The organism is Modestobacter sp. SYSU DS0875 (assembly GCF_054050915.1).
The window spans coordinates 1-25,857 of record NZ_JBJHAH010000007.1 but is presented as its reverse complement, the minus strand read 5'-3'; the positions used below and the strand labels follow the sequence as shown (position 1 = coordinate 25,857).

General features: G+C 76.0%; 30 protein-coding genes. 22 read left to right on the top strand and 8 right to left on the bottom strand.

Annotated elements, in window-relative coordinates; translation table 11 throughout:
- Positions 1-20: 20 nt before the first annotated feature.
- From ACI79Y_RS05600 to ACI79Y_RS05585, 4 genes are all read left to right on the top strand, one after another.
- Entirely contained in the window at positions 21-1,328 is a 1,308-nt protein-coding gene (locus ACI79Y_RS05600) for an ABC transporter ATP-binding protein (RefSeq protein WP_457157522.1), read from the top strand.
- The gene (locus ACI79Y_RS05595) at positions 1,325-2,386 is read left to right on the top strand and encodes an ABC transporter ATP-binding protein (protein ID WP_457157521.1); all 1,062 of its coding nucleotides are present in this window, start codon (positions 1,325-1,327) and stop codon (positions 2,384-2,386) included. The genes ACI79Y_RS05600 and ACI79Y_RS05595 overlap by 4 nt, the downstream gene beginning before the upstream one ends.
- A 198-nt stretch (positions 2,387-2,584) precedes the next feature.
- Positions 2,585-3,481 (top strand): N-acetyl-1-D-myo-inositol-2-amino-2-deoxy-alpha-D-glucopyranoside deacetylase, encoded by an 897-nt coding sequence (gene mshB / locus ACI79Y_RS05590; protein WP_457157520.1) that lies wholly within the window; start codon positions 2,585-2,587, stop codon positions 3,479-3,481.
- Complete coding sequence (locus tag ACI79Y_RS05585) at positions 3,478-3,903, top strand: hypothetical protein (protein WP_457157519.1); 426 nt, start codon at positions 3,478-3,480, stop codon at positions 3,901-3,903. The genes mshB and ACI79Y_RS05585 overlap by 4 nt, the downstream gene beginning before the upstream one ends.
- Here ACI79Y_RS05585 and ACI79Y_RS05580 read toward each other — a convergent pair.
- Positions 3,860-4,612 carry a GNAT family N-acetyltransferase gene (locus ACI79Y_RS05580; protein WP_457157518.1) on the bottom strand — a complete coding sequence of 251 codons (753 nt, stop codon included), beginning with the start codon at positions 4,610-4,612 and terminating at the stop codon, positions 3,860-3,862. The genes ACI79Y_RS05585 and ACI79Y_RS05580 overlap by 44 nt on opposite strands.
- 172 nt (positions 4,613-4,784) lie before the next feature.
- Here ACI79Y_RS05580 and fdxA point away from each other — a divergent pair, with 172 nt between their 5' ends.
- Genes fdxA through ACI79Y_RS05565 form a run of 3 tightly spaced genes read left to right on the top strand, consistent with a single transcriptional unit; the run spans position 4,785 to position 6,701 of the window.
- Positions 4,785-5,111, top strand: a complete 327-nt coding sequence (gene fdxA, locus ACI79Y_RS05575) for a ferredoxin (protein WP_457083143.1) — start codon at positions 4,785-4,787, stop codon at positions 5,109-5,111.
- Positions 5,108-6,223: a succinyldiaminopimelate transaminase gene (gene dapC, locus ACI79Y_RS05570; RefSeq protein WP_457157645.1), complete on the top strand. Its 1,116-nt coding sequence runs from the start codon at positions 5,108-5,110 to the stop codon at positions 6,221-6,223. Before fdxA ends, dapC begins: the two co-directional genes overlap by 4 nt.
- A 19-nt stretch (positions 6,224-6,242) precedes the next feature.
- A complete protein-coding gene (locus ACI79Y_RS05565) occupies positions 6,243-6,701 on the top strand; it encodes an anthrone oxygenase family protein (RefSeq protein WP_457157517.1) in 459 nt (152 codons plus the stop codon).
- 2 nt (positions 6,702-6,703) lie between these two features.
- Here ACI79Y_RS05565 and ACI79Y_RS05560 read toward each other — a convergent pair whose 3' ends face one another.
- From ACI79Y_RS05560 to ACI79Y_RS05550, 3 genes are all read right to left on the bottom strand, one after another.
- Positions 6,704-7,492: a hypothetical protein gene (locus ACI79Y_RS05560; protein WP_457157516.1), complete on the bottom strand. Its 789-nt coding sequence runs from the start codon at positions 7,490-7,492 to the stop codon at positions 6,704-6,706.
- Positions 7,493-7,719: 227 nt separating this feature from the next.
- Positions 7,720-8,706, bottom strand: a complete 987-nt coding sequence (dapD, locus tag ACI79Y_RS05555; RefSeq protein ID WP_457157515.1) for a 2,3,4,5-tetrahydropyridine-2,6-dicarboxylate N-succinyltransferase — start codon at positions 8,704-8,706, stop codon at positions 7,720-7,722.
- 197 nt (positions 8,707-8,903) lie between these two features.
- Positions 8,904-9,203 carry a hypothetical protein gene (locus tag ACI79Y_RS05550; RefSeq protein ID WP_457157514.1) on the bottom strand — a complete coding sequence of 100 codons (300 nt, stop codon included), beginning with the start codon at positions 9,201-9,203 and terminating at the stop codon, positions 8,904-8,906.
- Between the two features lie 285 nt (positions 9,204-9,488).
- On the opposite strand from ACI79Y_RS05550, the gene ACI79Y_RS05545 reads away from it, so the two are divergent.
- The 5 genes from ACI79Y_RS05545 (at position 9,489) to ACI79Y_RS05525 (ending at position 13,635) form a co-directional block, all read left to right on the top strand.
- A complete protein-coding gene (locus ACI79Y_RS05545) occupies positions 9,489-10,814 on the top strand; it encodes a phosphatase PAP2 family protein (protein ID WP_457157513.1) in 1,326 nt (441 codons plus the stop codon).
- A 62-nt stretch (positions 10,815-10,876) separates the two neighbouring features.
- On the top strand, positions 10,877-11,995 hold the full coding sequence (gene dapE / locus ACI79Y_RS05540) for a succinyl-diaminopimelate desuccinylase (RefSeq protein ID WP_457157512.1): 1,119 nt from the start codon (positions 10,877-10,879) through the stop codon (positions 11,993-11,995).
- The gene (locus ACI79Y_RS05535) at positions 11,992-12,807 is read left to right on the top strand and encodes an LOG family protein (RefSeq protein ID WP_457157511.1); all 816 of its coding nucleotides are present in this window, start codon (positions 11,992-11,994) and stop codon (positions 12,805-12,807) included. The genes dapE and ACI79Y_RS05535 overlap by 4 nt, the downstream gene beginning before the upstream one ends.
- 2 nt (positions 12,808-12,809) lie before the next feature.
- Positions 12,810-13,166, top strand: a complete 357-nt coding sequence (locus ACI79Y_RS05530) for a DivIVA domain-containing protein (RefSeq protein WP_457157510.1) — start codon at positions 12,810-12,812, stop codon at positions 13,164-13,166.
- Positions 13,159-13,635: an SRPBCC family protein gene (locus tag ACI79Y_RS05525; RefSeq protein ID WP_457157509.1), complete on the top strand. Its 477-nt coding sequence runs from the start codon at positions 13,159-13,161 to the stop codon at positions 13,633-13,635. The genes ACI79Y_RS05530 and ACI79Y_RS05525 overlap by 8 nt, the downstream gene beginning before the upstream one ends.
- Here ACI79Y_RS05525 and ACI79Y_RS05520 read toward each other — a convergent pair.
- The 3 genes from ACI79Y_RS05520 to ACI79Y_RS05510 all read right to left on the bottom strand — a co-directional run bounded on the left by ACI79Y_RS05520 (position 13,611) and on the right by ACI79Y_RS05510 (position 15,314).
- Positions 13,611-14,372 (bottom strand): cytochrome c oxidase assembly protein, encoded by a 762-nt coding sequence (locus tag ACI79Y_RS05520; RefSeq protein ID WP_457157508.1) that lies wholly within the window; start codon positions 14,370-14,372, stop codon positions 13,611-13,613. The genes ACI79Y_RS05525 and ACI79Y_RS05520 overlap by 25 nt on opposite strands.
- Positions 14,369-14,824, bottom strand: a complete 456-nt coding sequence (locus tag ACI79Y_RS05515) for a DUF2243 domain-containing protein (protein WP_457157507.1) — start codon at positions 14,822-14,824, stop codon at positions 14,369-14,371. Before ACI79Y_RS05515 ends, ACI79Y_RS05520 begins: the two co-directional genes overlap by 4 nt.
- Before the next feature lie 202 nt (positions 14,825-15,026).
- Complete coding sequence (locus tag ACI79Y_RS05510) at positions 15,027-15,314, bottom strand: hypothetical protein (RefSeq protein ID WP_457157506.1); 288 nt, start codon at positions 15,312-15,314, stop codon at positions 15,027-15,029.
- Between the two features lie 280 nt (positions 15,315-15,594).
- Here ACI79Y_RS05510 and ACI79Y_RS05505 point away from each other — a divergent pair, with 280 nt between their 5' ends.
- The 4 genes from ACI79Y_RS05505 (at position 15,595) to ACI79Y_RS05490 (ending at position 20,244) form a co-directional block, all read left to right on the top strand.
- The gene (locus ACI79Y_RS05505) at positions 15,595-16,305 is read left to right on the top strand and encodes an ABC transporter ATP-binding protein (RefSeq protein ID WP_457157505.1); all 711 of its coding nucleotides are present in this window, start codon (positions 15,595-15,597) and stop codon (positions 16,303-16,305) included.
- Positions 16,302-17,618 (top strand): hypothetical protein, encoded by a 1,317-nt coding sequence (locus ACI79Y_RS05500; RefSeq protein ID WP_457157504.1) that lies wholly within the window; start codon positions 16,302-16,304, stop codon positions 17,616-17,618. The genes ACI79Y_RS05505 and ACI79Y_RS05500 overlap by 4 nt, the downstream gene beginning before the upstream one ends.
- Positions 17,619-17,784: 166 nt before the next feature.
- Positions 17,785-18,690: a DMT family transporter gene (locus ACI79Y_RS05495; RefSeq protein WP_457157503.1), complete on the top strand. Its 906-nt coding sequence runs from the start codon at positions 17,785-17,787 to the stop codon at positions 18,688-18,690.
- Between the two features lie 21 nt (positions 18,691-18,711).
- Positions 18,712-20,244, top strand: a complete 1,533-nt coding sequence (locus ACI79Y_RS05490) for a carboxylesterase/lipase family protein (RefSeq protein WP_457157502.1) — start codon at positions 18,712-18,714, stop codon at positions 20,242-20,244.
- Positions 20,245-20,284: 40 nt separating this feature from the next.
- Here the strand turns inward: ACI79Y_RS05490 and ACI79Y_RS05485 are convergent, their stop codons facing one another.
- Positions 20,285-20,578 (bottom strand): NAD-dependent epimerase/dehydratase family protein, encoded by a 294-nt coding sequence (locus ACI79Y_RS05485; protein ID WP_457157501.1) that lies wholly within the window; start codon positions 20,576-20,578, stop codon positions 20,285-20,287.
- Here ACI79Y_RS05485 and ACI79Y_RS05480 point away from each other — a divergent pair.
- The 6 genes from ACI79Y_RS05480 (at position 20,542) to ACI79Y_RS05455 (ending at position 25,676) form a co-directional block, all read left to right on the top strand.
- Positions 20,542-21,102 (top strand): DNA-3-methyladenine glycosylase I, encoded by a 561-nt coding sequence (locus ACI79Y_RS05480; protein WP_457157500.1) that lies wholly within the window; start codon positions 20,542-20,544, stop codon positions 21,100-21,102. The two genes, ACI79Y_RS05485 and ACI79Y_RS05480, sit on opposite strands and share 37 nt — an antisense overlap.
- 123 nt (positions 21,103-21,225) lie before the next feature.
- Positions 21,226-21,393: a DUF3117 domain-containing protein gene (locus tag ACI79Y_RS05475; protein WP_457066014.1), complete on the top strand. Its 168-nt coding sequence runs from the start codon at positions 21,226-21,228 to the stop codon at positions 21,391-21,393.
- Between the two features lie 83 nt (positions 21,394-21,476).
- Positions 21,477-23,060, top strand: a complete 1,584-nt coding sequence (locus ACI79Y_RS05470) for a leucyl aminopeptidase family protein (protein WP_457157499.1) — start codon at positions 21,477-21,479, stop codon at positions 23,058-23,060.
- Between the two features lie 126 nt (positions 23,061-23,186).
- The gene (locus tag ACI79Y_RS05465; RefSeq protein ID WP_457157498.1) at positions 23,187-23,363 is read left to right on the top strand and encodes an antitoxin; all 177 of its coding nucleotides are present in this window, start codon (positions 23,187-23,189) and stop codon (positions 23,361-23,363) included.
- Positions 23,364-23,421: 58 nt separating this feature from the next.
- Positions 23,422-24,897 carry a hypothetical protein gene (locus tag ACI79Y_RS05460; protein WP_457157497.1) on the top strand — a complete coding sequence of 492 codons (1,476 nt, stop codon included), beginning with the start codon at positions 23,422-23,424 and terminating at the stop codon, positions 24,895-24,897.
- Positions 24,898-24,971: 74 nt separating this feature from the next.
- Positions 24,972-25,676, top strand: coding sequence for a hypothetical protein (locus ACI79Y_RS05455; RefSeq protein WP_457157496.1), 705 nt, complete (start codon positions 24,972-24,974; stop codon positions 25,674-25,676).
- Positions 25,677-25,857: the final 181 nt, after the last annotated feature.

Below are 25,857 nucleotides of genomic sequence, written 5' to 3'. Positions count from 1 at the left end.
TCCTGATGACGGAGAGCTCCTTGTCCACTTCTCCCGGGTCCACCGCTGCCGGGTCCACCCTCGCCGGCGCGACCTCGCTGGGCAGCCTCAGCGACGCCCGCGCCACCGGCGGCCGCGACGGCGCCGACCCGAACGCCCCCCTGCTGGAGGTCACCGACCTCAACGTCCGGTTCCCCACCGAGGACGGTCTGGTGCACGCCGTCCGCGGCGTCGACTACACGCTGCGCTCCGGCGAGGTGCTCGGCATCGTCGGCGAGTCCGGCTCGGGCAAGTCGGTCACCTCGCTGGCGGTGATGGGCCTGCTGCCGGGATCCGCGCGGGTGACCGGCTCGGTGAAGTACCGCGGTCAGGAGCTGCTGGGGCAGAGCGACCGCAGCATGTCGCGCGTGCGCGGCAAGGGCGTGTCGATGATCTTCCAGGACCCGATGACGTCGCTGGACCCGGTCTACAAGGTCGGGGCGCAGATCGAGGAGACGCTGCGCATCCACGACAAGTCGCTGTCGTCGAAGGCCTCCGAGGCCCGCGCCGTCGAGCTGCTGGAGCTCGTCGGCATCCCCAACGCCCAGGAGCGGGTGCGCTCCTACCCGCACGAGTTCTCCGGCGGCATGCGGCAGCGCGTGGTCATCGCCATCGCGATGGCCAACCAGCCCGAGGTGATCATCGCCGACGAGCCCACGACGGCGCTGGACGTCACCGTGCAGGCGCAGATCCTCGAGGTGCTGCAGACGGCGCTGCAGGAGACCGGCGCCGCGATGGTGATGATCACCCACGACCTGGGCGTCGTCGCCGGGATCGCCGACCGCGTGCTGGTCATGTACGCCGGCCGGCCGGTGGAGGTCGGCAGCGTCGAGGAGATCTACTACGAGCCGCGGATGCCCTACACCCTGGGGCTGCTCGGCTCCCTGCCCAGGCTGGACTCCAGCACCCGCGAGCGGCTGACCCCGATCGTCGGGGCCCCGCCGTCCCTGGTGAGCCTGCCCCCGGGGTGCCCGTTCGCGCCGCGCTGCCCGCTGCACGTCGCCGAGTGCGACGAGGCCGAGCCGCCCCTGCTGCAGGTGTCCCCGGGGCACAACGCGGCGTGCATCCGCACCGAGCAGGTCGCCGCGGCCCACGGTCACGCCGCCGACGTGTTCAGTGCTACTGCCCAGGACCGCACGCTGGCCGCCGGGGCACTGCCGGCCGACGTGGCCGGCACCGAGGTCGACCGGGACGCGGCCACCCCGGCGACCCCGCCGGACGACCAGACCGAGCCCGGTGCCGCGCGCACCGGCAGCGACACCGGCAGCGTGGTCAGCGACCGCGGTGCCAGCAACGGAGGACGGGCATGAGCGCCCCCACGACCGAGCGTCCCGGCGGTGGCGCAGCCACCCGGGAGCCGATCCTGACGGTCCGCGGGCTGGAGAAGCACTTCCCGATCAAGGGCGGCGGGCTGATCAAGCGCACCGTCGGCGCGGTCCGCGCCGTCGACGGCGTCGACCTCGACCTCTACCCGGGCGAGGTGCTCGGGCTGGTCGGCGAGTCCGGCTGCGGCAAGTCGACCACCGGGCGGGCCATCCTCAACCTCCAGCCGGCCACCGCCGGCTCGGTGGTGTTCCAGGGCCGGGAGCTCGTCGGCCTGGGCCGCAAGGAGATGCGGCCGCTGCGCCGGGACATCCAGCTGGTGTTCCAGGACCCCTACGCGTCGCTGAACCCGCGGCTGCCGGTGTTCGACATCGTCGCCGAGCCGCTGATCATCCACGGGCTCACCCAGGACGACTCCGAGCTGCGCGCCCGGGTGCGCGAGCTGGTGGAGACCGTCGGGCTCAACCCCGAGCACACCAACCGGTACCCGGCGGAGTTCTCCGGCGGGCAGCGGCAGCGCATCGGGATCGCCCGGGCCCTGGCGCTGCAGCCCAAGGTGCTCGTGCTCGACGAGCCGGTGTCCGCGCTGGACGTCTCCATCCAGGCCGGCGTCATCAACCTGCTCGAGGACCTGAAGGACGAGCTGGGCCTGAGCTACCTGTTCATCGCCCACGACCTGTCCGTGGTGCGGCACATCTCCGACCGGGTCGCCGTCATGTACCTCGGGCGGATCATCGAGGTCGCCGACCAGGAGGAGCTGTTCACCCGGCCGGCGCACCCCTACACCCAGGCGCTGCTGTCGGCGATCCCGCTGCCCGACCCCCGCCGTGAGCGGCAGCGCCAGCGGATCATCATCAGCGGCGACGTGCCCAGCCCCGCGAACCCGCCGTCGGGCTGCCGGTTCCGCACCCGCTGCTGGAAGTTCGCCAACGTCCTCACCGACACCCAGCGTCAGCAGTGCATCGACGTCGACCCGCCCCTGGAGGAGCGCGGCACCGGGCACCTCAACGCCTGCCACTACGCCGAGGTCAAGTCGGTGCTGTGACATTGCGACGCTTCCGCGTCGCACCGCGGCCAATGGCCGTACCCGGCCTGCGTTGAGCCGTTGCGTCGGGGTCAGGCGGGAGTCCTCCGGACCCCGCGCCTGACCCCGACAGCTCGCTCCGCTCGCGTTGTCCCTCCGCGCCGCGCCCTCGCGCGGGGTGCTTTCTCGGGCGCCACGCGCGCCCGGGAAGATGTCCCGGTGACCGCTGATCGTCGCCTGCTGCTCGTGCACGCCCACCCCGACGACGAGACGATCAACAACGGGGCCACCATGGCCCGCTACGCCGCAGCGGGCGTGCAGGTCACGCTGCTCACCTGCACGCTCGGCGAGGAGGGTGAGGTGCTGGTCCCCGAGTTGGCCCAGCTCGCCCCCGACCAGGCCGACCAGCTGGGCGGCTACCGGATCGGTGAGCTGGCCGCCGCGATGCGCGCCCTGGGGGTCACCGACCGGCGCTTCCTCGGCGGCGCGGGCCGCTACCGAGACTCCGGGATGATGGGCACCCCTGCCAACGAGGCGCCGCGGGCCTTCTGGCGGGCCGACCGCGCCGAGGCCGTGGACGCCGCCGTCGCCGTCGTCCGCGAGGTCCGCCCGCAGGTGCTGGTCACCTACGACGAGAACGGCGGCTACGGCCACCCCGACCACATCCAGGCCCACCGCGTCGCGATGGCGGCCGTCGACGCCGCCGCTGACGCCGCCCACCGGCCCGACCTCGGCCCGGCCTGGGCGGTGCCGAAGGTCTACTGGAACGCGATGCCCCGCTCGGTGGTGCAGCAGGGCATCGAGGCGCTGGCCGCGCTGGGCGAGGCCGCACCGTTCCAGACGCTCGGCGACCTGGACGAGGTGCCGTTCGCGGTGCCGGACGACGTCGTCACCACCGTCGTCGACGCCCCCGAGCAGGCGGCGCGCAAGGAGGCCGCGATGCGTGCCCACCGCACCCAGATCACCGTGGACGGGCCGTTCTTCGCGCTGTCGAACGGCCTGGGGCAGCAGCTGCTGGCCACCGAGCACTACCGCCTGGTCCGCGGCGTCCGGGGCCCGGCCGGCCCCGGCCCGCAGGGCTGGGAGGACGACCTGTTCGCCGGGCTGCCCGGGTGACCGCGCTCCGGCTGCTGGGCTGGGCGGTGGCCGCCGTCGTCGTCTCCGGCTGGCTGGCGGTGGTCGAGGTCTTCTGGCTGCCCTGGCGGCCGGCCGGCATCCCGGTGCCCATCGCGATCGTCGCCGCGGTGGTCGGCAACGTGCTGCTGGCGTGGGCGGCCCGGGAGCTGTCCGGCTCCCGTCTGGTGGGCGTGCTGCCGCCGCTGGTCTGGCTGGTCGTCGCGGTGGCCGCGATGAACCCCCGCCCGGAGGGCGACCTGCTGCTGCCCGGTGGTGACGCGGTCACCACCACGGTCAACCTGGCCTTCCTGCTGCTCGGGGTGGTCTCCGCCGCCTTCGCCGTGGGGCAGACCCTCGGAGGCCCGCGCCGTCCGGCGCTCAGCCCGGGAGCCGCCGGTAGTGGTAGCGGTGGTGCTCGATGAAGCCCGCCCGGCGGTAGAGCGCCCGCGCCGGGGCGTTACTGGTCGCGACCTGCAGGTAGACCAAGTGGCCGCCCCGTTCGGCGGCCCAGCGCTGCAGCGCGCCCATCACCGCGGTGGCCAGGCCCTGCCGCCGGTGCTCCTCGGCCACGGTCACCGCGCTGACACCGAGCCACCCGTCGGTGAGCACGCCGCGGCCCACCGCCGCCAGCGGGGCTGGCTCGGGGTCCAGCCGCACCGAGGCGAAGGCGACCTGCTCGGCGTTGACCAGCACCTCCCGCGCGGTCGGCGGCAGGGCCCGCCCGCGGTGCCGGTAGCCGGCCAGCCAGGCGTCGTCCGGGGTGGGGGAGAGGTCGACCGGCACGTCCGGCGCCGCCGGTGCGGTCAGCGGGGCGGTCAGCACGTGCACGTCCTCGTCGCGGGACCAGCCCGCGGCGGCGAACGCCGCGTCCGCGGCCCGCGCCTGCACCCCGGGCAGCTGCGCGCACGGCGTGATGCCCCGCTCGGCGTACCAGCGGCCGACGGCGCCGACCGCCTCCGGCAGCGGCAGGCCCGGGTCGCCGGCGACGAGCACGGAGTTGGCGCGGCCGGTGAACCCGCCGCCGGCGCGCAGCAGCCAGTCGCCCAGCGGCTCCTCCTCCAGGGCCCGCCAACCGCGGGCGGCGACCCGCTCCAGGTCGACGACGCCGAGCGGTGAGCGTCTCTGTCCCATGCCCCGATCCTGCGTGGTGGCCCTCCCGCGCACGTCGCCGGGTCACCCGCGAGAGGGCGGGTCGACCACCCGTCGCGCTGACCGCGGGGGTGCCGGGTGATACTTGACGGCGTACCGCTGCGGCCCTGGTCAGTCCCGGGGTCGTCGCCCCTGCACGTCCCGGAGGAGACCCGTGACCTACGTCATCACCCAGGCCTGTGTCGACGTCCTCGACAAGGCGTGCATCGACGAGTGTCCGGTGGACTGCATCTACGAGGGCGAGCGGATGCTCTACATCCACCCCGACGAGTGCGTCGACTGCGGCGCCTGCGAGCCGGTCTGCCCGGTGGAGGCCATCTACTACGAGGACGACGTCCCGGACAAGTGGAAGGACTTCTACAACGCCAACGTGGAGTTCTTCTCCGACCTGGGCAGCCCCGGTGGCGCCGCCAAGACCGGCAAGATCGCCAAGGACCACCCGCTGGTCGCCGCCCTGCCGCCGCAGGGTGAGGGTTCCTGAGCACCACCGGGCCCGCCGGCCGCCCGCAGCTGCCGGACTTCCCGTGGGACTCGCTGGCCGCGGCCCGCGCCCGCGCCGCTGAGCACGCCGGGGGCGTCGTCGACCTGTCCATCGGGACGCCGGTCGACGACACCCCCGCCGTCCTCACGCAGGTGCTGGCCGCGGCCGGCAACGCGCCCGGCTACCCGACGGCGCTGGGCACGGCCGAGCTGCGCCGCGCCGCGGCCGGCTGGCTCGCCCGCCGGCTGGGCGTGGAGCTGGCCGACCCGCTGGGCGCCGACCCGTCGGTGATCCCGACCATCGGCTCGAAGGAGCTGGTGGCGCTGCTGCCGACGATGCTCGGCCTGCACGCCGGCACGGTGCTGGTCCCGGAGGTCGCCTATCCGACCTACGAGGTGGGCGGGGTGGTGGCCGGGCTGGACGTCGTCCGCACCGACGCCCCGCCGGCCCAGCCGGGGGACGCGGTGCTGGTCTGGCTGAACTCGCCGGGCAACCCGCACGGCCGGGTGCTCGGCGACGACGAGCTGCGCGCCTGGGTCGCGTGGGGCCGCGAGCACGGCGTGCCCGTGGTGGCCGACGAGTGCTACATCGAGCTGGGCTGGGACGTCGCCCCGCGGTCGGTGCTGCACCCGGCGGTGTCCGGTGGCGACCACTCCGGCCTGCTGGCGGTGCACTCGCTGTCCAAGCAGTCGACCGCGGCCGGCTACCGGGGCGGGCTGCTCTCCGGTGACCCGGCGCTGGTCCGCCGGGTGTGGGAGGTCCGCCGCCACCTCGGCCTGCTGGTGCCCGCTCCCGTGCAGGCGGCGATGGCCGCCGCGCTGGCCGACGACGCGCACGTGGAGGCCCAGCGGGAGCGCTACCGGTCACGGCGGGAGCGGCTCGTGGCCGCGGTCCGGGCGATCGGTGCCCGGATCGACCACTCCGAGGCCGGCCTCTACCTGTGGGTCACCCGCGACGAGGACTGCTGGACGACGATCGACTGGCTGGCCGGCCTCGGCATCGTCGCCGCACCCGGCTCGTTCTACGGCCCCGCCGGTGCCCGCCACGTGCGGATGGCGCTCACCGCCACCGACGAGCGCATCGACGCAGCCGCCTCACGCCTGGCCGGCTGACCGCGCGCGGAGTCGGACCGTGGAGCTGCTGCCCGGGGTGACCGCGCTCGGCGCCGGTCTGGTCGGCGGCGCCTTCGTGGTCTTCAGCCTCATGGTGATGCCGGCGCTGGCGGCGCTGCCGCCGGACCAGGGCGTTGCGGCGATGCAATCGGTGAACCGGCGGGCACTGCGCCCGGCCTTCCTCACGCTGCTGTTCGGCACCGCCGCGCTGTGCCTGGTCACCGCGGTGCGCGAGCTGGCCGGCGACGGTCGGCCGGCGGTGCTCGCCGGCACGGCGGTCTACCTGGTCGGCGTCGTCGGGGTGACTGTCGCCGGCAACGTCCCGCTCAACGAGGCGCTGGCCCGGCTGGACGCCGGGTCACCCGCGGCGGGGGAGCGGTGGCCGGGCTGGGTGCGCCGGTGGACCGGCTGGAACACCGTCCGGGCGCTGGCCGCGACGGCCGCCGCGGCGCTGCTGGCGGTCGGGGCGGCCGGCTGACGTCAGGTCGCCAGCTTCAGGCGCAGCGGCCGCCCGCCGGTCCCCGGCGCCTCGGCCCAGCCGCCGTCCAGCGTCCACCGCCAGCCGTCCAGCGACACCCGGGCCAGCTGCAACCGGTCGGCCGAGGCCACCGCCCAGTGCGCCGCGGGCCAGCCCTCCCCGGGCACGGTCAGGCCGCCGCCGACGCCGATCTCGGCCGGACCCGCCTCCCGGCGGACGGCGTCGGCCACGGCAGCGACGCGCTGGTCGACCGGGGTGTCGGTGGCGGTCGGGGCGTAGCTGCACGACAGCGTCCCCGGCCCGTCGGCGAGGAGCGCACCACCCAGCGCCTGCCCCAGTGGCTCCCACTGCTGGTAGGCCTCCGGGAAGCCGCTGCGCTGCACCGCCTGGGCCACCTCGGTGAGCCGGCCGGCCTCCCAGCCGGGCACCTCGACCAGGCCGTCGAAGAACTTCCCGGCGGCGTACACCGGGTCCTGCACCTGCTCGGGGCTGCCCCAGCCCTGGGACGGGCGTTGCTGGAAGAGGCCGAGGGAGTCACGGTCGCCGTGGTCGAGGTTGCGCAGCCGCGACTCCTGCTGCGCGGTGGCCAGGGCGATCACCGTGGCCCGCACCGGCAGCCCGCGGGACCGGGCGACGGCGGCGATCGTGGCGGCGTTGGCCGCCTGCTCGGTGGTCACGGTGACGTCGGACCCGGTCACCGTGCACGTACCGCTGGCCACCGGCGCAGCCTCGTCGCCGGTCCGCCAGACCGCCAGCCCACCGAGCAGCAGCAACGCCAGGACCAGCAGCACCGGTCCGGCAGGCCGTCGCTGGCGACGCTTCCGCGCCCCCGGCCGGCGGGAACCGCGCGGCACCGGCCGGGTCGGGGGACGCCCCGACCGGGCCGGGGGCCGCCGCGTCGACGCCGGGGAGCTCGCCATCGTCGCCGATGCTAGGCAGCCAGGCTGTGCCTTCCCTGGCAGGACGACGCGGCGAGCCCCCGGTCAGCGCGAGACGTGCGGCTCAGTCGTCGGCGTGCTCAGTCGTTCGCGTGCAGGGCGGCGTTCAGCGAGCCCCAGTCGCCGTCCCGCGGCGTGGCCTCCAGCGCCCCGGTGACCGAGTTGCGGCGGAACAGCAGCCCGTCGCGGCCGGAGAGCTCCGCGGCCTTCACCGTCGAGCCGTCGGGCAGGGTGATCTTGGCGCCGGCGGTGACGTAGCAGCCGGCCTCGACCACGCAGCGGTCGCCGAGGGAGATGCCGATGCCGGCGTTGGCGCCCAGCAGACAGCCTTCGCCGATCGAGATGACCTGCTTCCCGCCGCCGGACAGCGTGCCCATGATCGAGGCGCCGCCGCCGACGTCGGAGTCGCGGCCCACGACGACGCCCGCGCTGATCCGGCCCTCGACCATCGAGGGCCCCAGAGTGCCGGCGTTGAAGTTGACGAAGCCCTCGTGCATCACCGTGGTGCCCTCGGCCAGGTGGGCGCCCAGCCGCACCCGGTCGGCGTCGGCGATCCGCACCCCGGAGGGGACGACGTAGTCGACCATCCGGGGGAACTTGTCGACCCCGAAGACGGTCAGCTGGCCGTGCGCGGAGCGCATCCGGGCCCGCACGGTGTCCAGGTCGGTGGCGAGCACCGGCCCGGCGCTGGTCCAGGCCACGTTGGCCAGCAGGCCGAAGACGCCGTCCAGGTTCGCGCCGTGCGGCCGCACGAGCCGGTGGGAGAGCAGGTGCAGCCGGAGCCACGCGTCGTAGGCGTCGGCCGGGGGCTCGGTGAGGTCGGCGATGGTGGTCGCGACGGCGACCGACGTGACCCCGCGCACCTCGTCGGAGTGGACCAGGCCGGAGTAGTCGGGGCCGAGCAGGCCCTCCAGCTCCAGGACGCCCAGCTGCTGGGTGCCGCTCCCGCCCTGGTCGGCGGAGCTCAGCGAGGGGGCCGGGAACCAGACGTCGAGGACGGTGCCGTCGGCGCTGAGGGTGGCGATGCCGACGCCGTTCGCGCCGGTGGTCTCTGCAGGGGTCGTCACGGTCGACCACGCTACCCAGCCCCGTGATCGACGCCGCAGCCGATCGGAGCCGGCGGCCCCGGGCTGTTGGTGATCACGACGCCCGCCGTTGGCCGGGTCGGCACCTGTCTCGGCCAGGGTCCTCCCGCGGCGGACGGTCCGCCCGGAACTCCCAGGAGGCGAGCGGTGCAGGTACAGGACGGCCGGTCGGCGGTCGGTCAGGGCGTCAACAGGCGGAACTTCCTCAAGGTCGGCGCGGCGGGCTCGGCCCTGCTGCTGGCGCCGGCGGCGCTGTTCCGCCCGGCGGCGGCGCTGGCGGCCCCGGTCGCGGCGACGCCGGGCGGGGGCACGGGCACGCTGGCCGCCTTCGTCGACTCGTACACGACCAACGTCACGGCGAACTCCACGCCGGAGACCAACGCCGCGGTGCGGATCTTGTCCGGGATGCAGGAGCTGTGGCGGACCGGCCCGGCCTGGGACACCGGGCTGGCGGTCGACCCGCTGCTGCGGCAGAACATGGCCTACGTCGTCGCGACGACCCGGGCGCGCACCGACGCCGAAGGTCGGGCGGCGTTCGTGTACGACCGGCAGCACCAGAGCTACGCGGTCATCGGTGGCTCGGTCCGCTGGCCGATCTCTACCGCACCGGAGCCCAGGCGGTCACCAGCATCACCGCCGCGCCCGACGGCGTCCCCCCGACCAAGATCAGTGACGCCGTCCCGGCCGGTGCCCCCGCCGGGTCGGCCGTCGGCGCGGGCTCCACCAGCTCCGAGCTCGGCGCCGTCGCCACCCTGGTCAACACGGTGCGCGGGCCGTTCGCCTCGAGCAACCCGTCCAAGTACACGTACCAGTACCCGCGGCCGTGGCGGATGACGACCGCCAACACCGTGGTGGACACCGGCGCCACCGACGAGCTGGGCTATCCCGTCTACCGGACGGACGTCGTCGTGGTGCCGCAGCTGCTGCGCCAGCGCAGCACCGACCCCGAGGAGGACGGCGGCTACCCCAGCGGCCACGCCAACGCCTTCTGGCTGGCCGCCCTGGCGCTGGCGTACGCCGTTCCGGAGCGGTTCCAGGAGCTGGTCGTCCGGGCCAGCGAGCTCAGCCACACCCGGATCGTCGCCGGCATGCACTCCCCGGTCGACGTCATCGGCGGCCGCGTCCTGGCCACCGCGCTCGCCGCGGCCGCGCTGCACGACCCGGCGAACGCCGCGGTCAAGGTGGCCGCCCGCGAGCAGGCGCTGGCCTGGTTCACCGCCCGGACCGGCACGACGCCGGACACGTTGTTCGACGCCGCGCACACCGGGGCCGACCCCTACGCCGACCGGGCGGCCAACCGCCGCACCGTGCTGCACCAGCTGACCTACGACCTGCCCCGCCGGGGCGCGCAGACGCCGATGGTCGTGCCCAAGGGCGCGGAGGTGCTGCTGGAGACCCGGCTGCCCTACCTGACCGCCGAGCAGCGGCGGGAGGTGCTGCGCACGACGGCGCTGCCCGGCGGCTACCCGCTGCTGGACGGGCCCGAGCTCTGGGGCCGGCTGGACCTCTTCGCGGCCGCGGACGGCTACGGCCGCCTGGACGGCGAGGTGCGGGTCGCCATGGACGCGACGGCCGGCGGGTTCTCCGCCCGCGACACGTGGCGCAACGACGTCGCCGGCGCCGGCCGGCTGGTGAAGGCCGGCTCGGGCAGCCTCGAACTGGCCGGTGCCAACAGCTGGACCGGCGGCACCCGGGTGCTGGACGGGACCCTGGTGGCCCGGTCCAACGGCGCGCTGGGCAACGGCCCCGTCCAGGTCGACGGCGGGGCCCTGCGCCTGGGCGCCGGCGCGACCGTGGTCGCGGCGCGCGGGGACGTGAGCCTGACCGGTGGTGCGCTGCAGCTGACCTTCGGCGCCGGCGCCCAGCCCCCGCTGTCGGTGATCGGCACGGCGATCCTGGGGGCCGGCAGCCGGCTGGAGGTCACCGTCACCGACCCGCGCCGCTGGGCGCACGGCGGTGAGGTGCCAGTGCTGCTGGCCCGGTCGGTGCGCGGCGCCTTCGGCTCCGTGGTCGAGACGACCGGCAGCTGCCGGGCCGAGGTCGTGCACCGCGCCGGCGGCGTCTTCGTGCGGCTGACCCCGGCGCGCTGACCGCGGCCGGCCGACCCGCGCGTGCGGGCCGGTCACGGGCCGGGCCTGATTAGGCTCGGCCCGTGACCGCTCCCGCCCCGCTGGACCTGACCGCCGACGTGCTGACCCTGACCCGCGCGCTGGTCGACACCCCGTCGGTCTCGGGTGAGGAGCAGCCGCTGGCCGACGCGGTCGAGGCCGCGCTGCGCGGCCTGGGCGGGCTGGAGGTCGAGCGGGTCGGCAACACGGTGCTGGCCCGCACCAACCTCGACCTGCCCACCCGGATCGTGCTCGCCGGCCACCTGGACACCGTGCCGGTCGCCGGCAACCTGCCCAGCCGGGTCGAGACCGTCGACGGCGAGGAGCGGCTCTACGGCTGCGGCACCAGCGACATGAAGGCCGGTGACGCGGTGATGCTGCGGCTGGCCGCCCGCTTCGGCGTGCCCGGCGCGCAACCGGCCCGCGACCTCACCTTCGTCTTCTACGACAACGAGGAGGTCCAGGCCACGCGCAACGGGCTGGGCCGGGTGGCCCGCGAGCGGCGCGGCTGGCTCTACGGAGACCTCGCGATCCTGCTCGAGCCCACCGACGGCGTCGTCGAGGGCGGCTGCCAGGGCACGCTGCGCGTCGTCCTCACCGTCCCCGGCAAGCGCGCGCACAGCGCCCGGTCCTGGCTGGGGGTCAACGCCGTGCACGGCGCCGCGGGCATCCTCACCACCCTCGCCGGGTACGACGCGCGCCAGGTCGAGATCGACGGCCTGCAGTACCGGGAGGGGCTCAACGCGGTGCGGATCGAGGGCGGCGTGGCCGGGAACGTCGTCCCCGACGAGTGCCGGGTGACGGTGAACTTCCGCTACGCCCCCGACCGCGACGAGGACGCCGCCGAGGCGCACGTGCGCGAGGTGTTCGCCGACGCGCTGGCCGCCGGGGTGACGCTCGAGGTCACCGACTCCTCCGGCGGCGCGCTGCCCGGCCTGGGCGAGCCGGCCGCGGCGGACTTCGTCGCGGCCGTCGGGCAGCCGCCGCGCGCCAAGCTCGGCTGGACCGACGTGGCCCGGTTCGCCGCCTTCGGCATCCCCGCGGTCAACTACGGCCCGGGAGACCCCAACCTCGCCCACCAGGTCGGGGAGTACACGCGCATCGACCGGCTCCAGCCGGCCGAGGACGCCCTGATCGCCTACCTCAGCGGGAGCGACGCATGAGCTCGACCGAGAACGGCCGCAGGCCGCGCCCCACCCGGCACCGGGGCCCGATCACCCTGCGCGGCGGTGAGCCCGACCCGCAGACCGAGGGGTCGACCACCGACCAGCGGCTGCTGGACCTGCGCGGCGCCAGCGACTGGGTGCACACCGACCCGTGGCGGGTGCTGCGCATCCAGAGCGAGTTCGTCGAGGGCTTCGGCCTGCTCGCCGAGCTGCCCCGTGCGGTCAGCGTCTTCGGCAGCGCCCGCACCCCGCGCGACTCCCCGTTCTACGAGACCGGGGTGCAGCTGGGCGCCGCGCTGGCCGAGGCCGGCTACGCGGTGATCACCGGCGGCGGGCCGGGGGCGATGGAGGCGGCCAACAAGGGCGCCTGCGACGCCGGCGGCATGTCGATCGGCCTGGGCATCGAGCTGCCGTTCGAGCAGGAGCTCAACGAGTGGGTCGACGTCGGCATCAGCTTCCGCTACTTCTTCGTGCGCAAGACGATGTTCGTGAAGTACGCCCAGGCCTTCGTGATCCTCCCCGGCGGCTTCGGCACGCTCGACGAGCTGTTCGAGGCGCTCACCCTGGTGCAGACCCGCAAGGTCACCCGCTTCCCGGTGATCCTCTTCGGCTCGGAGTACTGGTCCGGGCTGCTCGACTGGATCCGCACCACGATGACCGAGGCCGGCACGGTGGGCCCGCGGGACCTCGACCTGCTGCACGTCACCGACGACGTCGCCGAGGCGGTGGCGATCATCTCGGCCGCCGAGGCCGAGCGGGAGCGGGACCCGGCCGCGGACGCCCCGTCGCCGGCGCCGGTCGACGACTGACCGTGTCCGCCGTCGTCTTCGTCCTCGGCCTGCTGGTCGTCGGCGGGCTGCTGTTCCTCGGCGGCTCGTTGCTGCTGGGCCGGGGGGAGACCCAGCCGCCGGCCGACCCGGCGCGCTCCCCGGTCGAGCTGCCCGACGACCGGCCGGTGGTCGCCGACGACGTGCGCGCGCTGCGGATGTCGGTCACGGTGCGGGGTTACCGGATGAGCGAGGTCGACTGGCTGCTGGAGCAGCTCGCGCAGGCGCTGGACGAACGCGACGCGGAGATCGCCGCGCTGCGCGCGGGCACCGACGCCGACACCGACACCGAGCCGGGGGGCGCCGCCCCCGTCCAACCCGAGGAGCGCACCGATGCCTGAACTGGTCGAGCAGGTCGACGTCGACGCACCCCCGGAGCAGGTCTTCGCCGCACTGGTCGACTGGGAGCGGCAGGGCGAGTGGATGCTGCTCACCGACGTCGAACCCGACGAGGACTCCGGCGCGCAGGGCGTGGGCGGGCGGATCGCCGCGGTCACCGGCGTCCGGCTGCCGTTCGGGCTGCTCGGTGGCCGCCGCATCGGCGTGCTGGACACCATGCTGGTCACCCGCTGGGAGGCGCCGCGGCGGGTCGACGTCCGGCACACCGGCAAGGTCGTGCGCGGCACCGGCACCTTCGAGGTGCTGCCCCGCGGCGAGGGCGGGTCGACGTTCGTGTGGACCGAGGAGGTCGACCTGCCGCTGGGCGCGCTCGGCCGGGCCGGCTGGCCGCTGGTGCGCCCGGTGATCGCCGCGGCCTACCGGGTCTCGCTGCGCCGGTTCGCCGCCTACGCCCGCGCCCACGGGCGCTGACCAGCGGCCTGCTCGGCATCCCGCTCCGCGTCCCGGACGGCCGCCCGGCTGCGGTACCACCCCGACCACAGCAGCGCGGCGACGACCACGTGCACCACGGTGCCGCCGTCGTAGAGCAGCCGCGCGCCGGCCTCGGCGTGCGTGACCCCGGCCGGCGGGTGGGCGTAGAGCCACTTCGCCAGGACGTCGTGCCCGGCCATCCCCGCGCCCAGCGCCACCGCCCGGGCGACGACGCCCCGCCGGTGCGGCGCGGGGTCGACGGCGAGGACGGCGGCGGTGGCCAGCCAGCCGGTCAGCAGCACGTGCACCGACACCAGCAGGTGCCCGCCGGGGGAGTGCGCGACCGCGCCGAGCAGTCCGCTGCCGTGCAGCACCCACAGCCCGCCCACGTTCAGCGCGACCGCGACGAACGGGTCGCCGAGCACCCGGGCCGGGGCCGAGCGCAGCAGCCGGCTCACCGCCCGCGCCCGGGCGACCGGCAGCGTGCGCAGCAGCAGGGTGACCGGGGCGGCCAGCACCAGCAGCACCGGCGCGACCATCCCGGTCAGCAGGTGGGCGGCGAGGTGCGCCCGGAGGTCCCCGTGCGCCTGCGCCAGCGGGCCGGTCAGCCCGGCCGCCGCCACGGCCAGCCCGGCCAGCCAGCTCGCCGTCCGCCGCGGTGACCAGCGCAGGTCGACCGCGGCGAGCAGGTAGCCGAACGCCAGCAGCGCCAGGACGGCGAGGACGACGCCGGTCACGGGTCCGCGGCAGCGCGCCGCCGTCCGAGCACCAGCAGCCCGGCGGCCAGCAGGACGAGGCCGGCGCCGATCCACACCACGTCGTAGAGGAGCAGGTCGACGCCGTAGCGGACCTGGTGCACCTGCAGCACCTTGTGGTCGACGACGCCGTCGAAGGTCTGGAACGCGCCGGCCCCGGTGAGCACCGCGCCCCACCAGGTACGCGGTGCGAAGGAGCGCCGCCGGCGGACGTCGGCCAGCAGCGCCAGCCCGGCGACGGTGGCCGACCAGGTGGCGGCGTGCAGCAGGCCGTCGGAGACCAGCGCCAGATCGCCGCCGGCACGGTCGTAGAAGTGGTGCCAGTGCAGCAGCTGGTGGAAGACGATCTCGTCGACCGCACCCATCGCGCCGGCGCCGAACAGCAGGCCGGCCCACAGCAGCCGGCGGCGGTCGCGGGGCGCGGGCTCGGTCACGGTGCTCCCTCGGCGGGCGGCGGCGGTCGCCTCTCGCTGCCCGGCCGCCGCGGCGAGGAAACGCCCGGCCGCGCGCTGGGGATGATCACCACGGGTCCAGCGCTGCCTCCCCGCCGTGGTGACCGCGCTCAGCACGGGTTGAGCGCGGCAGCAAGCCGTCCCCGCCGCCGCTTCGCGCTGTGTCGCGGCGCACCTCCTCTGGCTACTCGGAGGATGTGCCTGGCTGGACGTCGATGGACGAGGCAGCGAACCGCACTCCGGGGACGGCCGGGTATGGCTGGGCGCCCAGGACGAAGGCGATGCTGGCCTCTGGCTCAGGTGCCACAGCTGCCACCTCCTCGCTCGTGGCTTCCATGGCACCACCGTCATCGTCAATGCCGACCGTCCAGCCCTCGGCTGACGCATCCCACGCGGCTGCGCCAGCTCGGCGCAGCGCCTCCTGGTCCACCACATCGACCGTGTAGGTCACCGCTACCCGATAGGTCGTCACCGGGCGATCCTGGCATCCGCACGGCTACGGTCCCTCGGACTGGGCGGACCGGTTGGGTGCGCGGGTGGCCGGGACAGCCGAGGGCCGCCAGCCGGCCCTGCTCGGGTGGTCGCGGCGCGCTATCCGCCATCACACCCAGCAGAACTGTCGCCGCCGAACCCGGCTCGGGGTGATCAGGGCGAGGTTGCCACTGGTCGTACGACCGGCGGTGGACCCGGCGCGGGCAGGATCCGCCTCCGGGGCGACGCGGTCGGACCCCCGCCCGCCCGACGATCGGGGCATGACAGCAGTGCTCTCCGCCCGCGACGTGCGGATGACGTACGGCGCCGGCCCCACCGCGGCGCACGCCCTCGCCGGCGTCCACCTCGACGTCGGCCCCGGCTCGCTGGCGGTGATGGGCCCGTCGGGCTCGGGCAAGACCACGCTGCTGCACGTGCTGGCCGGCATCGTGCGGCCCACCTCGGGGTCGGTGACCTGGCGTGGGCAGGACCTCGCCCGGCTCTCCGACGCCCGGCGCACCGCGCTGCGCCGCACCGACTTCGGCTTCGTCTTCCAGTCCGGGCAGCTGCTGCCGGAGCTGCCGGCGGTGGAGAACGCGGCGCTGCCGTTGATGCTCGCCGGCGCCGGCCGCCGGATGGCGACCGCCCGGGCCGCGGAGTGGCTGGGCCGGCTCGGCCTGGCCGGGCTGGAGCAGCGCCGGCCCGGGGAGCTCTCCGGCGGTCAGGGGCAGCGGGTCGCGATCGCCCGCGCGCTGGTGGGCGAACCGGGCGTGGTGTTCGCCGACGAGCCGACCGGCGCCCTGGACGCCGCCACCGGTCAGGAGGTGCTGCGCCTGCTGGTCACGGCGACCTCGGCGGCGGGCGCCGCGCTCGTCGTCGTCACCCACGACGACCGGGTGGCCGCCGGCTGCGACCGGGTGGTGACCATGGCCGACGGCCGGCTGGTCGACGACCGGCGGACCGTCCCGGTCCCGGACGGGGTGCGGCGGTGATCGCCGCACTGCGGCTGTGGGCGGGGCTGGCCCGCCGGCAGGGCGGCGACCGGCTGACCACCGGGCTGGCGGTGCTGGCGTTCACCGCGGTGACCTGGGCGCTGCTGACCACCCTCGGTGGCGTGCGGGCCTTCCTGGAACGCGCCGGTGGGGAGCGGGAGGACCTCGCTGAGGTCTACGTCGTGCTGTCGCTGACCGCGGCCGCGCTGATCCTGGTGCCGCTGGTCACCCTGGGCGGGGCGGCGGCCCGGCTGGCCGTCGCCCGGCGCAACGCGCGGATGGCCGCGCTGCGGCTGGCCGGGGCGACCACCGGGCAGGTGTCGGCGATGGCGGTGGCCGAGGCGCTGACCCAGGCGGTGGCCGGGGCGCTGCTCGGCGCGGTGCTCTACGGCGCGACCCTGCCGCTGGTCGCATTGCTGCCCTTCCAGGGGCGCACCTTCGACGTCGCCGAGCTGTGGGTCGGCAGCTGGGCGGCGCTCGCGCTGCCCGCCGTCCCCGTGGTGGCGCTGGTCTCGGCGCTGACCGCGCTGCGCCGGGTGGCGATCACCCCGCTCGGGGTGGCCCGCCGGCTGCCGCCGAAGGGGCTGTCCTGGACCCGCCTCGTACCGCTGGTCGTGCTCGGCGGCGCTTTCGTGGCCACCGCCAACGGGCAGCTCCAGGCCGACGCGGTGGTGGTCTTCGGCGTGCTGATCGGCACCCTCGCCGGCGCCATGTGGGTGTTCACCCTGGTCGGGCCCTGGCTGGTCACCCTGCTCGGCCGGGTCGTCGTCCACCGGGCGCAGAGCGTGCCCACCCTGCTGGCCGGCCGGCGGCTGCTCGACGACCCGAAGGCCGCCTGGCGCAGCGTCGGCGGGGTCGCGCTGATCGCCTTCGTGGCCGGGGTGCTGAGCGTCAGCCCGGCGATCGCGGCCGAGGGGGCGGACGTCGACCACCTGGGGACGGACATCGCCACCGGGACGGCGGTCACCCTGGTGGTCGCCGCGCTGCTGGCCGCGGTCTCCACCGGGGTCACCCAGGCCGGCCGGGCGCTGGACTCCGCCGCCGAGTACCGGGCGCTGCACCTGGCCGGCACCGAGGTGGGCACGCTGCACGCCGCGCGGATGCGGGAGACCGGGCTGCCGCTGGCGGTGTGCGTGGGCGGAGCGTCGGTCACCGCGCTGCTGCTGGTCACCCCGTACTTCGACTCACTCGTCCAGGAGCCGGTCGGGCTGCTGCTGTTCGCGGCCTCCGTCGTCGTCGGCTGTGCCCTGGTGCTGGCCGGCACCGCGGCCAGCCGCCGGATGGTCGACCGCGCGGCCCGCTCCCTCGGCTGAGCGCGCCTGGGTGATCACCTCGCGCCCAGCGGTGCTTCCCCGTCGAGATGACCCCGTTCAGCGCGGGGTGATCGAGGTCGTCGTCCGCACCGAGTGGTGACCGCGCTGACGACGGCGCCGGGTCGTGGGCGAGGATGGCCGGCGTGCGGACGTCGGGGGTGGCTCGGTGAGCCGGCGGGGCTGGGCGCTGTTCGTCGCGATGTCGCTGATCTGGGGCGTGCCCTACCTGCTGATCAAGGTCGCCGTCGGCGAGTTCTCCCCGGTGCTGGTGGTCTTCGCCCGCTGCGTCATCGGCGCCGCGGTGCTGCTGCCGTGGACGATCGCCCGCGGTCAGCTGCGCCCGGCGCTGCGGCACTGGCGGGCGCTGCTGCTGTTCACCGTGCTGGAGATGACCGGCCCGTGGCTGCTGCTGTCCTGGGCCGAGCAGTCGCTGTCCAGCTCGCTGACCGGGCTGCTGGTGGCCGCCGTCCCGTTCGTGGCCGCGCTCACCGCCCGGATCGCCGGCGACGAGGACCGGCTCTCCCCGGTGCGGGTGCTGGGCATGCTCATCGGCGTCGTCGGCATCGCCGCGCTGCTCGGGCTGGACGTCGCCGGTGCCCAGCTGTCCGCGATCGGCGCCGTCGGGCTGGTGGTGATCGGCTACGCCACCGCGCCGATGGTGGTCACCCGCGCGCTGCCCGACGTCCCCGGCGTCGCGGCCGCCTCCATCGCCCTCGCGGTCACCGCGGTGGTCTACGCCCCGTTCGCGCTGCCCCAGCTCAGGCAGCTGCCCGGTGCCCCGGCCGACGCGCTGGTGTCGCTGGCCACGCTCGGCCTGGTGTGCACCGCGCTCGCCATGGCGCTGTTCTTCGCGCTCATCCGCGAGGCCGGCCCCCAGCGGGCGCTGGTGATCACCTTCGTGAACCCGGCGGTCGCCGTCCTGCTGGGGGTGCTGCTGCTCGACGAGCCGTTCACCCTGGGCCTCGCCGTCGGGCTGCCGCTGGTGCTGCTCGGCTGCGTCCTGGCCACCCGCCGCAGCCCCGACCTCCCGCGGCGCTCCGAGCTGACCGAGGTCGACAGCGCCGTCCCCTGACCCCTTCTCGAGGAGCATTCGATGACCGAGCCGATGACGTCTCCGTTGGTCCGCACCCGTGCCGGCGCCCTGCGCGGGCGGCGCGAGGACGGCGTGGCCGTCTTTCGCGGCATCCCGTTCGCCGCGCCGCCGGTGGGCCCGCTGCGCTTCCAGGCGCCCCGGCCCGCCCAGCCGTGGGACGGGATCCGGGAGGCCGACGTCTTCGGCCCTCCGCCACCGCAGGCACCGATGGGCCCGCCGCCCCCGGAGCCGCCGTCCGCCGGGCCGCTGCGCCACGACCCGACCGACTGGCTGACCCTCAACGTCTGGACGCCGGACCCGGGCGCCACCGGGCTGCCGGTGCTGGTGTGGGTCTACGGCGGCGCCTACCGGATGGGCACCGCCGGCGTGCCCGAGTACGACGGCGCTGCGCTCGCCCGCAGCGGCGTCGTGGTGGTCACCGCCAACCACCGGGTGGGGGTCGAGGGCTGGGCGGAGTTCGACGGCGCCCCGGCGAACCGGGCGCTGCTCGACGTCGAGGCGACGCTGCGCTGGGTGCAGGAGGAGATCGCCGCCTTCGGCGGGGACCCGGCGCGGGTCACGGTCTTCGGGGAGTCCGCCGGCGCGGGGATCATCGCCGGCCTGCTGGTGATGCCGACGGCCGGTGGCTTGTTCTCCCAGGCGGTGCTGCAGAGCGTGCCGGGCACCTGGTTCACCCCGGAGCTGGCGCGCGACGTGAGCGCCGAGCTGCTCGCGCCGCTGGGTCTGCCCGCGTCGGCCGCCGCGCTCGCCGACGTCCCGCCGCAGCGGCTGCTGGACGCCCTGGGCGAGCTCGACCGGCGCCTGCCCGGGCTGGACCGCTGGGGGCTGGTGGCGCACACCCCGACGCCGTTCTCCCCGGTCGTCGACGGGCAGGTGCTGCCCACCGACCCGTGGACCGGCCTCACCGCCGGTGCGGCCCGCGACGTGCCGCTGGTGGTCGGGCACAACCGTGACGAGTGGCGGCTGTTCCTCGCGCTGGCCGGTCAGGTCGGCGCGGTCACCGACGAGATGGCGGCCACCGCGATGGCGGTCTTCGGACCGGGGGCGACGCCGGAGACCCGGATGCGGGCGGCCTATCCGGAGGCCGGGGCCGAGGAGCTGTTCGTCCTGGCGCACTCCGACCGGATGTTCCGGGTGCCCAGCCTGGACGTCGCCCGGGCGCAGACCGCCGGCGGTGGCCGGGCGCACCTGTACGAGCTGACCTGGCCCGCGCCGGGCGGTGGTGGGGTGCTGGGCGCGTGCCACGCCCTGGACGTCCCGCTGGTGTTCGGCCGCCTCGACGTCGGGCTGGGCGCGCAGCTGCTGGGCAGCCCACCGCCGGCCGAGGCCGCCGAGGTCTCCGCCCAGCTGCAGGCGGCGTGGACCACCTTCGCCCGGGACGGCGATCCCGGTTGGCCAGCGTTCGACGAGCGGCAGGCACCCACCCGGGTGTTCGACACCGGCGAGCGGGGCGGGGTGCGGAGCTACCCCGAGCAGGCCCTCCGCGACCTCTGGCGGGGCGCGCCGATCGGAGTGCTCGACCTGCGCGGCTGACACCCTGCCCGCCGACATGGCCATGTCGGCGGGCAGGGGGTCAGGGGCGGGGGGCATCCACTCCGGCGAGTGCGCGGTCGACGGCCGCGGCCTCCCGGACGTCGCCGTGCAGCAGCTCCACGCCGTCCAGCCCGGGCACGCCGTGGGGGTAGCCGGGGTGCACCGCGGGGAGCAGGGCGTCGAGCACCCGCACCTCGTGGCCGGCCGCGCGGCAGGCGGCGACGACGTGCGAGCCGACGAAGCCAGCCCCTCCGGCGATGAGAATGCGCGCGTCGGGGAACGCTAACGTCGGCAGTCGTGGACCGTCCGAGATGCGGCTGGGCGACCAGCGCACCCGAGTACGTGACGTACCACGACGAGGAGTGGGGGACACCCCTGCACGGGGACGACGCCCTCTACGAGCGGCTCACCCTGGAGGCGTTCCAGTCGGGGCTGTCCTGGATCACGATCCTGCGCAAGCGGCCGGCCTTCCGGGCCGCGTTCGCCGGGTTCCGGATCGCGGCGGTCGCGGAGTTCACCGACGAGGACGTGGCGCGGCTGATGGCCGACGCCGGCATCGTCCGCAACCGCGCGAAGATCACCGCCGCGATCGCCAACGCCCGCGCGGCGCTGGAGGTGCCCGAGGGCCTCTCGGCGCTGCTGTGGTCGTTCGCGCCGGCCGGGCCGCGTCCCCGGCCGCGGACCCTCGCCGACGTGCCGGCCACCTCGGTGGAGTCGGTGGCGATGGCGAAGGACCTCAAGCGCCGGGGCTTCCGCTTCGTCGGGCCGACCACCGGCTATGCGCTGATGCAGGCCACCGGGATGGTCGACGACCACGTCGCGGGGTGTTTCCGCGCCGTTTCCGCCGGCCCGGTCTGACCCGCGCCGGGGGGTCCGGGTTGGTCGATCCGCCCCCATACGGGATCATGGGCGCAGGTTCTCTGCACAACTGGTGCCACACCGCGGCCGTCCGGCCACGGGTGGCGGGCGAAGGAGGCACGCATGGCGGCCATGAAGCCGCGCACGGGTGAGGGTCCCCTCGAGGTCACCAAGGAGGGCCGCGGCCTGGTCATGCGCGTTCCGCTGGAGGGGGGCGGCCGGCTGGTCGTCGAGCTGACCCCCGACGAGGCGAGCGCCCTCTCCGAGGCCCTGAAGGGCGCGATCAGCTGAACACCGCCGCGAGCCTGCCCGCGGGCAGCCCCGCGGGCGACGACACGGCCCCGGCCGCCGGCAGCACGCCGGTGGCCGGGGCCGTGTCGTCGCTCCAGGGGGCTCCGTCGTCCCTGCCGGGGGCGCTGCCGTCCCCTCAGGTCACCGTGCTGCCCGCGCTGCCCGTGCTCGGGCCGGACGACGTGCTGGCGGTGCCGGTCGGCGCCCGGGGCGCGCTGCCGTCCTGGCTGAGCGGCCCGGACGCCGTTCCGCAGGTGCCGGTCGACCCGGAGTTCCTCGCCGGCGCGCTGGCCGACACCGGCAACGGCGGGAAGCCCGGCGGGATCACCAACCTGCCGGTTCCGGGCCGGCGCCCGCGCAGCGTGGTGGCGGTGGGCGTCGGCGACGGCACCGTCCCCGACCTGCGCAGCTACGTGGGGGTCGCGGTCCGCCGTGCGCAGACCCTGGCCGAGCACGGCGCCCGTCGGCTGGTGCTGCCGCTGGACTCCGCCGCCGGCCCGGCCGGCGCCGAGGAGGTGCGCGCCGCCGTGGAGGCCGTCGTGCTGGCCGGGTACCGCTTCCGCACCCCGTCGACGCCGCACCCGCCCCGGCTGGCCGAGGTGGCCGTGGTCGCCGCCGACGCCGACGACCCGGCCGTGGCCGCCGGTGAGCTCGCCGGCTCGGTCGCCGCCGAGGCCGTCGTCTGGGCCCGCGACCTGGTGAACACGCCCAGCGACACCAAGACCCCTGCCTGGCTCGCCGACCAGGTCCTCGCCCGGCTGGCCGGCCTCGCGCACGTCGACGCCACGGTGCTCGGCCCCGACCAGCTGCGCGCCGGCGGCTTCGGTGGGGTGCTCGCCGTCGGCGGGGGCTCGGCGTCGCCGCCGCGGGTCGTCGTCGTCCGGTACGCACCGCCCGGGGCGGGGGAGGGGCACCCGGTGCTGGTCGGCAAGGGCATCACCTTCGACACCGGGGGCCTGTCGATCAAGACCACCGCCGGCATGCGCGAGATGAAGACCGACATGGCCGGTGCCGCGGCGGTGCTCGCGGCGGTCGACGCCGCCGCCCGGCTGGAGCTGCCGGTGGCGGTCACCGCCGTGGTCGCGCTCGCCGAGAACGCCGTCTCCGGTTCGGCCTACCGCCCCGCCGACGTCGTCCGGCACGTCGGCGGGCGCACCACCGAGGTGCGCAACACCGACGCCGAGGGCCGGCTGGTGCTCGCCGATGCCCTGGCCTACGCGCGCACCGAGCTCGGCGCCACCGCCCTGGTCGACGTCGCCACCCTGACCGGTGCGGTCAAGACCGCGCTCGGTGCCCGCACCGCGGGCCTCTGGGCCACTGGAGACGGGCTGGCCGACGCGCTGCGCACCGCCGCCGGGCACGCCGGTGAGTCGTTCTGGCGGATGCCGCTGACCGAGGAGCACGTGGGTCACCTGCGCGCGCAGCTGGACTCCGACGTCGCCGACGCCCACAACGCGCCGGGCAACCCGGGGTCGACGACGGCGGCGCTCTTCCTGCAGCCGTTCACCGGCGGCCTGCCCTGGGCGCACCTGGACGTCGCCGGCCCGGCCCGCGCCGGCAGCGACGCCGCCGAGGTGGTCAAGGGGGGCACCGGGTTCGCCGTCCGCACCCTGCTGCGCTGGCTGGAGGCCGGTGCGCCGGTGGCGGAGCAGATGGTCCGGGACTGAGCAGATCGTCCGGGACCGAGCAGATCGTCCGGGACCGACGGGTGTTCCCGGGGCGTGCCGCGGGCATGGCAGTCCTGACGTCGCGCGCCCGGCGCGGCCGGACCCCAGGGGGACATCGTGGGCATGATGGACAAGGCCAAGAGCGCGCTGAACAGCGACAAGGGTGAGCAGGTCAGCGACAAGGGCCTGGACAAGGGCGAGCAGTTCGCCGACCAGAAGACCGGTGGCAACCACGACGCCCAGATCGACAAGGGCCGCGACTTCGCCGACGACCGGATCGGCCGCCCGGGCGACGGCAGCTGATCGCCGGGCCGGCGCCTCCACCGGGCGCCGGCCGCAGCCCCTCCGGCAGGATCGGCGGATGACCTCCTCGGACGAGCGGCACCAGCGCGGCGTCGTGTTCCCGGCCGGACCGGACGGGCGGCGCAGCACGGCCGCCGTCGGCCGGGCGGTGGTCGCCGACGCACTGCGCCCGGTCGACCCGACCGGGGCGCGGGCCGCCGAGCACGAGACGAACTGGCGGGCCGGCTACCTGGCGCACGTCCGGCGCACGGTGGAGGCCGGGCTCGCCTCACCCGCCGCGGCCCGCACCGTCGCCGCGGCCGGCCTGGACTCCCTGCACTCCCGGATGCGGGTCGCCGGCCCCGACGGCGAGGCCGAGCTGGACGCGCTGCGCACCGCGGCTCCCCGCCGGTCGCCGGCCACCGTCGAGGTGCGCGGCGAGGCGCAGCCGGAGCGCGAGCTCACCCTGCCGTGGCGCGGGCAACGGCTGCGTGGCGACGACGTCCGCCGGCGGCTGGACGCCTGGGTGGCCGGCGGCGCGGTGGAGCCCAGCTGTGCCGACGCGGTGCGCACCGTGCTGGAGCACCCGGAGTGGCTGGCGCTGCACGGGCGCACGGTCGCCGTGCTGGGAGCGGGCGCCGAGATGGGCCCGCTCGCCGCGCTGCTGCGGTGGGGCGCCCGGGTGGCCGCCGTCGACCTGCCGCGGGTGGAGCTGTGGCACCGGGTGCTGGACACCGCCCGGCGCGGCGCGGGCACGCTGCTCCTGCCGGCCCGGCGGGACCACGCCGACCCGGCCGCCGAGGCCGGGGCCGACCTCGTGGCCGAGGTGCCCGAGGTCGCCGAGTGGCTGCACGGCCTCCCCGGCAGCCTGGTGCTCGGCAACTACGTCTACGCCGACGGCGCCACCAACGTGCGGGTCTCCACCGCGGTCGACGCGCTCACCGTGCGCCTGCAGCACCGCCGTCCCGATCTCGCGCTGGCGTTCCTCGCCACCCCCACCGACGTCTTCGTGGTGCCGCGCGACGCGGTGGCGGCGTCGGTGGCGGCGTACGCCGACCGGTCGCGGACGGCGAAGCTGCTGGGCCGGCCGCTGCGCACGCTGTCGGCCGGCCGCCTGCTGCAGCGGAACTACGTGCCCGGCGCCGACCCGGGGATCAACGACAGCCTGGTCCCCCAGCAGGGCCCCAACTACGCGCTGGCCAAGCGGGTGCAGCGCTGGCGGGCGACCGTCGCCCGCGCCGGCGGGGCCACCGTCTCGCTCAACGTCGCGCCCCCGACCCGCACCCGCTCGGTGGTGAAGAACCGGGCGCTGGCCGCCGCCTACGCCGGTGCGCACCGCTTCGGGGTCGAGGTGTTCGACCCCGCGACGTCGAACGTGCTGATGGCCGCGCTGCTCGTGCACGACCTGCACACCGGTGGGGGCCCGGCGCACGCGCACCCGTGGCAGGACGAGGCGCACGCCGCCGCGCACGGCGGGCTGTGGCGCGGGCCGTACGCCCCGCGCAGCGCGCTCGGGCTGGCCGCCGTGCTCGGGGTCGCCGGCGCCCGCGGCTGAACCCCGGCCGGGCTCCCGGCGCGGCCGGGCGTGTTCCGCTCCCGGCGGGAGGCCGCCACGCCTACGGTCCTGCCATGGAGCCGGCGCCCGCCCCGATCGCTCCCGCACGCCCTCGCGCCCGATGGCGCGATCCGTGGACGGCGTTGCGGGTGGTGCTGGCGGTCGGCTGGCTGGCCGTCGCGCTCGTCGTCGTCCTCACCGGACAGCGGGCCGCATCCCTGGACGACCTGCACCTCGCGATCGCGGACGGGCGGGTGGACGAGGTCGCGGTGACCGAGGGGCTGGAACCGGGAACGACCGGCGTCGCCGTGCAGACCGCGGTGTGGCGTGCGGGTGTGCTCCGGCACAGCACCGAGGTGTGGGAGGTCAGCCCGGGGCAGCAGGCGCCGGACGGCACCCGCCCGGTCGTTCCCGGCGGTCTGGCCGACGAGCTGCGCACCCAGCACCCGGAGCTGAGGATCGTCCCGGCGGGCGAGCGGTGGTCCTGGTCGGAGGTGCTGGGCTGGCGGGTGTCCACCTGGGTCGGGCTGGTCCTCTTCCTCGGCGCCGTCGCGGTCGTGTTCCTGCTGGTCGCCGGGCCGCGGCCGGCACGCGCCACCCGCTGGGCCTGGTTCTGGCTGAGCTGGAACCCGGTGGGGTCGCTGGCGTTCCTGCTGCTGGCCGGGCCGTTCCCCGGTCTGCCGGCGCCCCGGCCCGGGACCCGCCGGCTGACCGGAGGGTGGGCGTTCCTGCTCAGCCTCCTCCTCCTCGGCTCCGCACTCGATCCCACGGGCAGCTGAGCCGGGTCCGCCCGGCGGCCGTGCAACCTCGCGTGCCCGGGTTCCGTCTCGAGGGCATGAACCGAACGGACACCACGTGAGATCGGACCGGGACGAGCGGCGTCGGCTGCCCCCCCAGCCCAGATCAGGTCAGCTGATCGTGCGTGCTCCTGGCTCACCGCCTGGGCTGAGCCAGGAGCAC

Excerpts from the sequence above, each read along its gene's own strand:
- ACI79Y_RS05595 (WP_457157521.1), top strand. The coding sequence starts at position 1,325 with ATGAGCGCCCCCACGACCGAGCGTCCCGGCGGTGGCGCAGCCACCCGG.
- ACI79Y_RS05580 (WP_457157518.1), bottom strand. The coding sequence starts at position 4,612 with ATGGGACAGAGACGCTCACCGCTCGGCGTCGTCGACCTGGAGCGGGTC.
- ACI79Y_RS05550 (WP_457157514.1), bottom strand. The coding sequence starts at position 9,203 with ATGTTCTGCCGCAGCAGCGGGTCGACCGCCAGCCCGGTGTCCCAGGCC.
- ACI79Y_RS05535 (WP_457157511.1), top strand. The coding sequence starts at position 11,992 with ATGAGCTCGACCGAGAACGGCCGCAGGCCGCGCCCCACCCGGCACCGG.
- ACI79Y_RS05525 (WP_457157509.1), top strand. The coding sequence starts at position 13,159 with ATGCCTGAACTGGTCGAGCAGGTCGACGTCGACGCACCCCCGGAGCAG.
- ACI79Y_RS05505 (WP_457157505.1), top strand. The coding sequence starts at position 15,595 with ATGACAGCAGTGCTCTCCGCCCGCGACGTGCGGATGACGTACGGCGCC.
- ACI79Y_RS05490 (WP_457157502.1), top strand. The coding sequence starts at position 18,712 with ATGACCGAGCCGATGACGTCTCCGTTGGTCCGCACCCGTGCCGGCGCC.
- ACI79Y_RS05475 (WP_457066014.1), top strand. The coding sequence starts at position 21,226 with ATGGCGGCCATGAAGCCGCGCACGGGTGAGGGTCCCCTCGAGGTCACC.
- ACI79Y_RS05465 (WP_457157498.1), top strand. The coding sequence starts at position 23,187 with ATGGACAAGGCCAAGAGCGCGCTGAACAGCGACAAGGGTGAGCAGGTC.
- ACI79Y_RS05460 (WP_457157497.1), top strand. The coding sequence starts at position 23,422 with ATGACCTCCTCGGACGAGCGGCACCAGCGCGGCGTCGTGTTCCCGGCC.
- ACI79Y_RS05455 (WP_457157496.1), top strand. The coding sequence starts at position 24,972 with ATGGAGCCGGCGCCCGCCCCGATCGCTCCCGCACGCCCTCGCGCCCGA.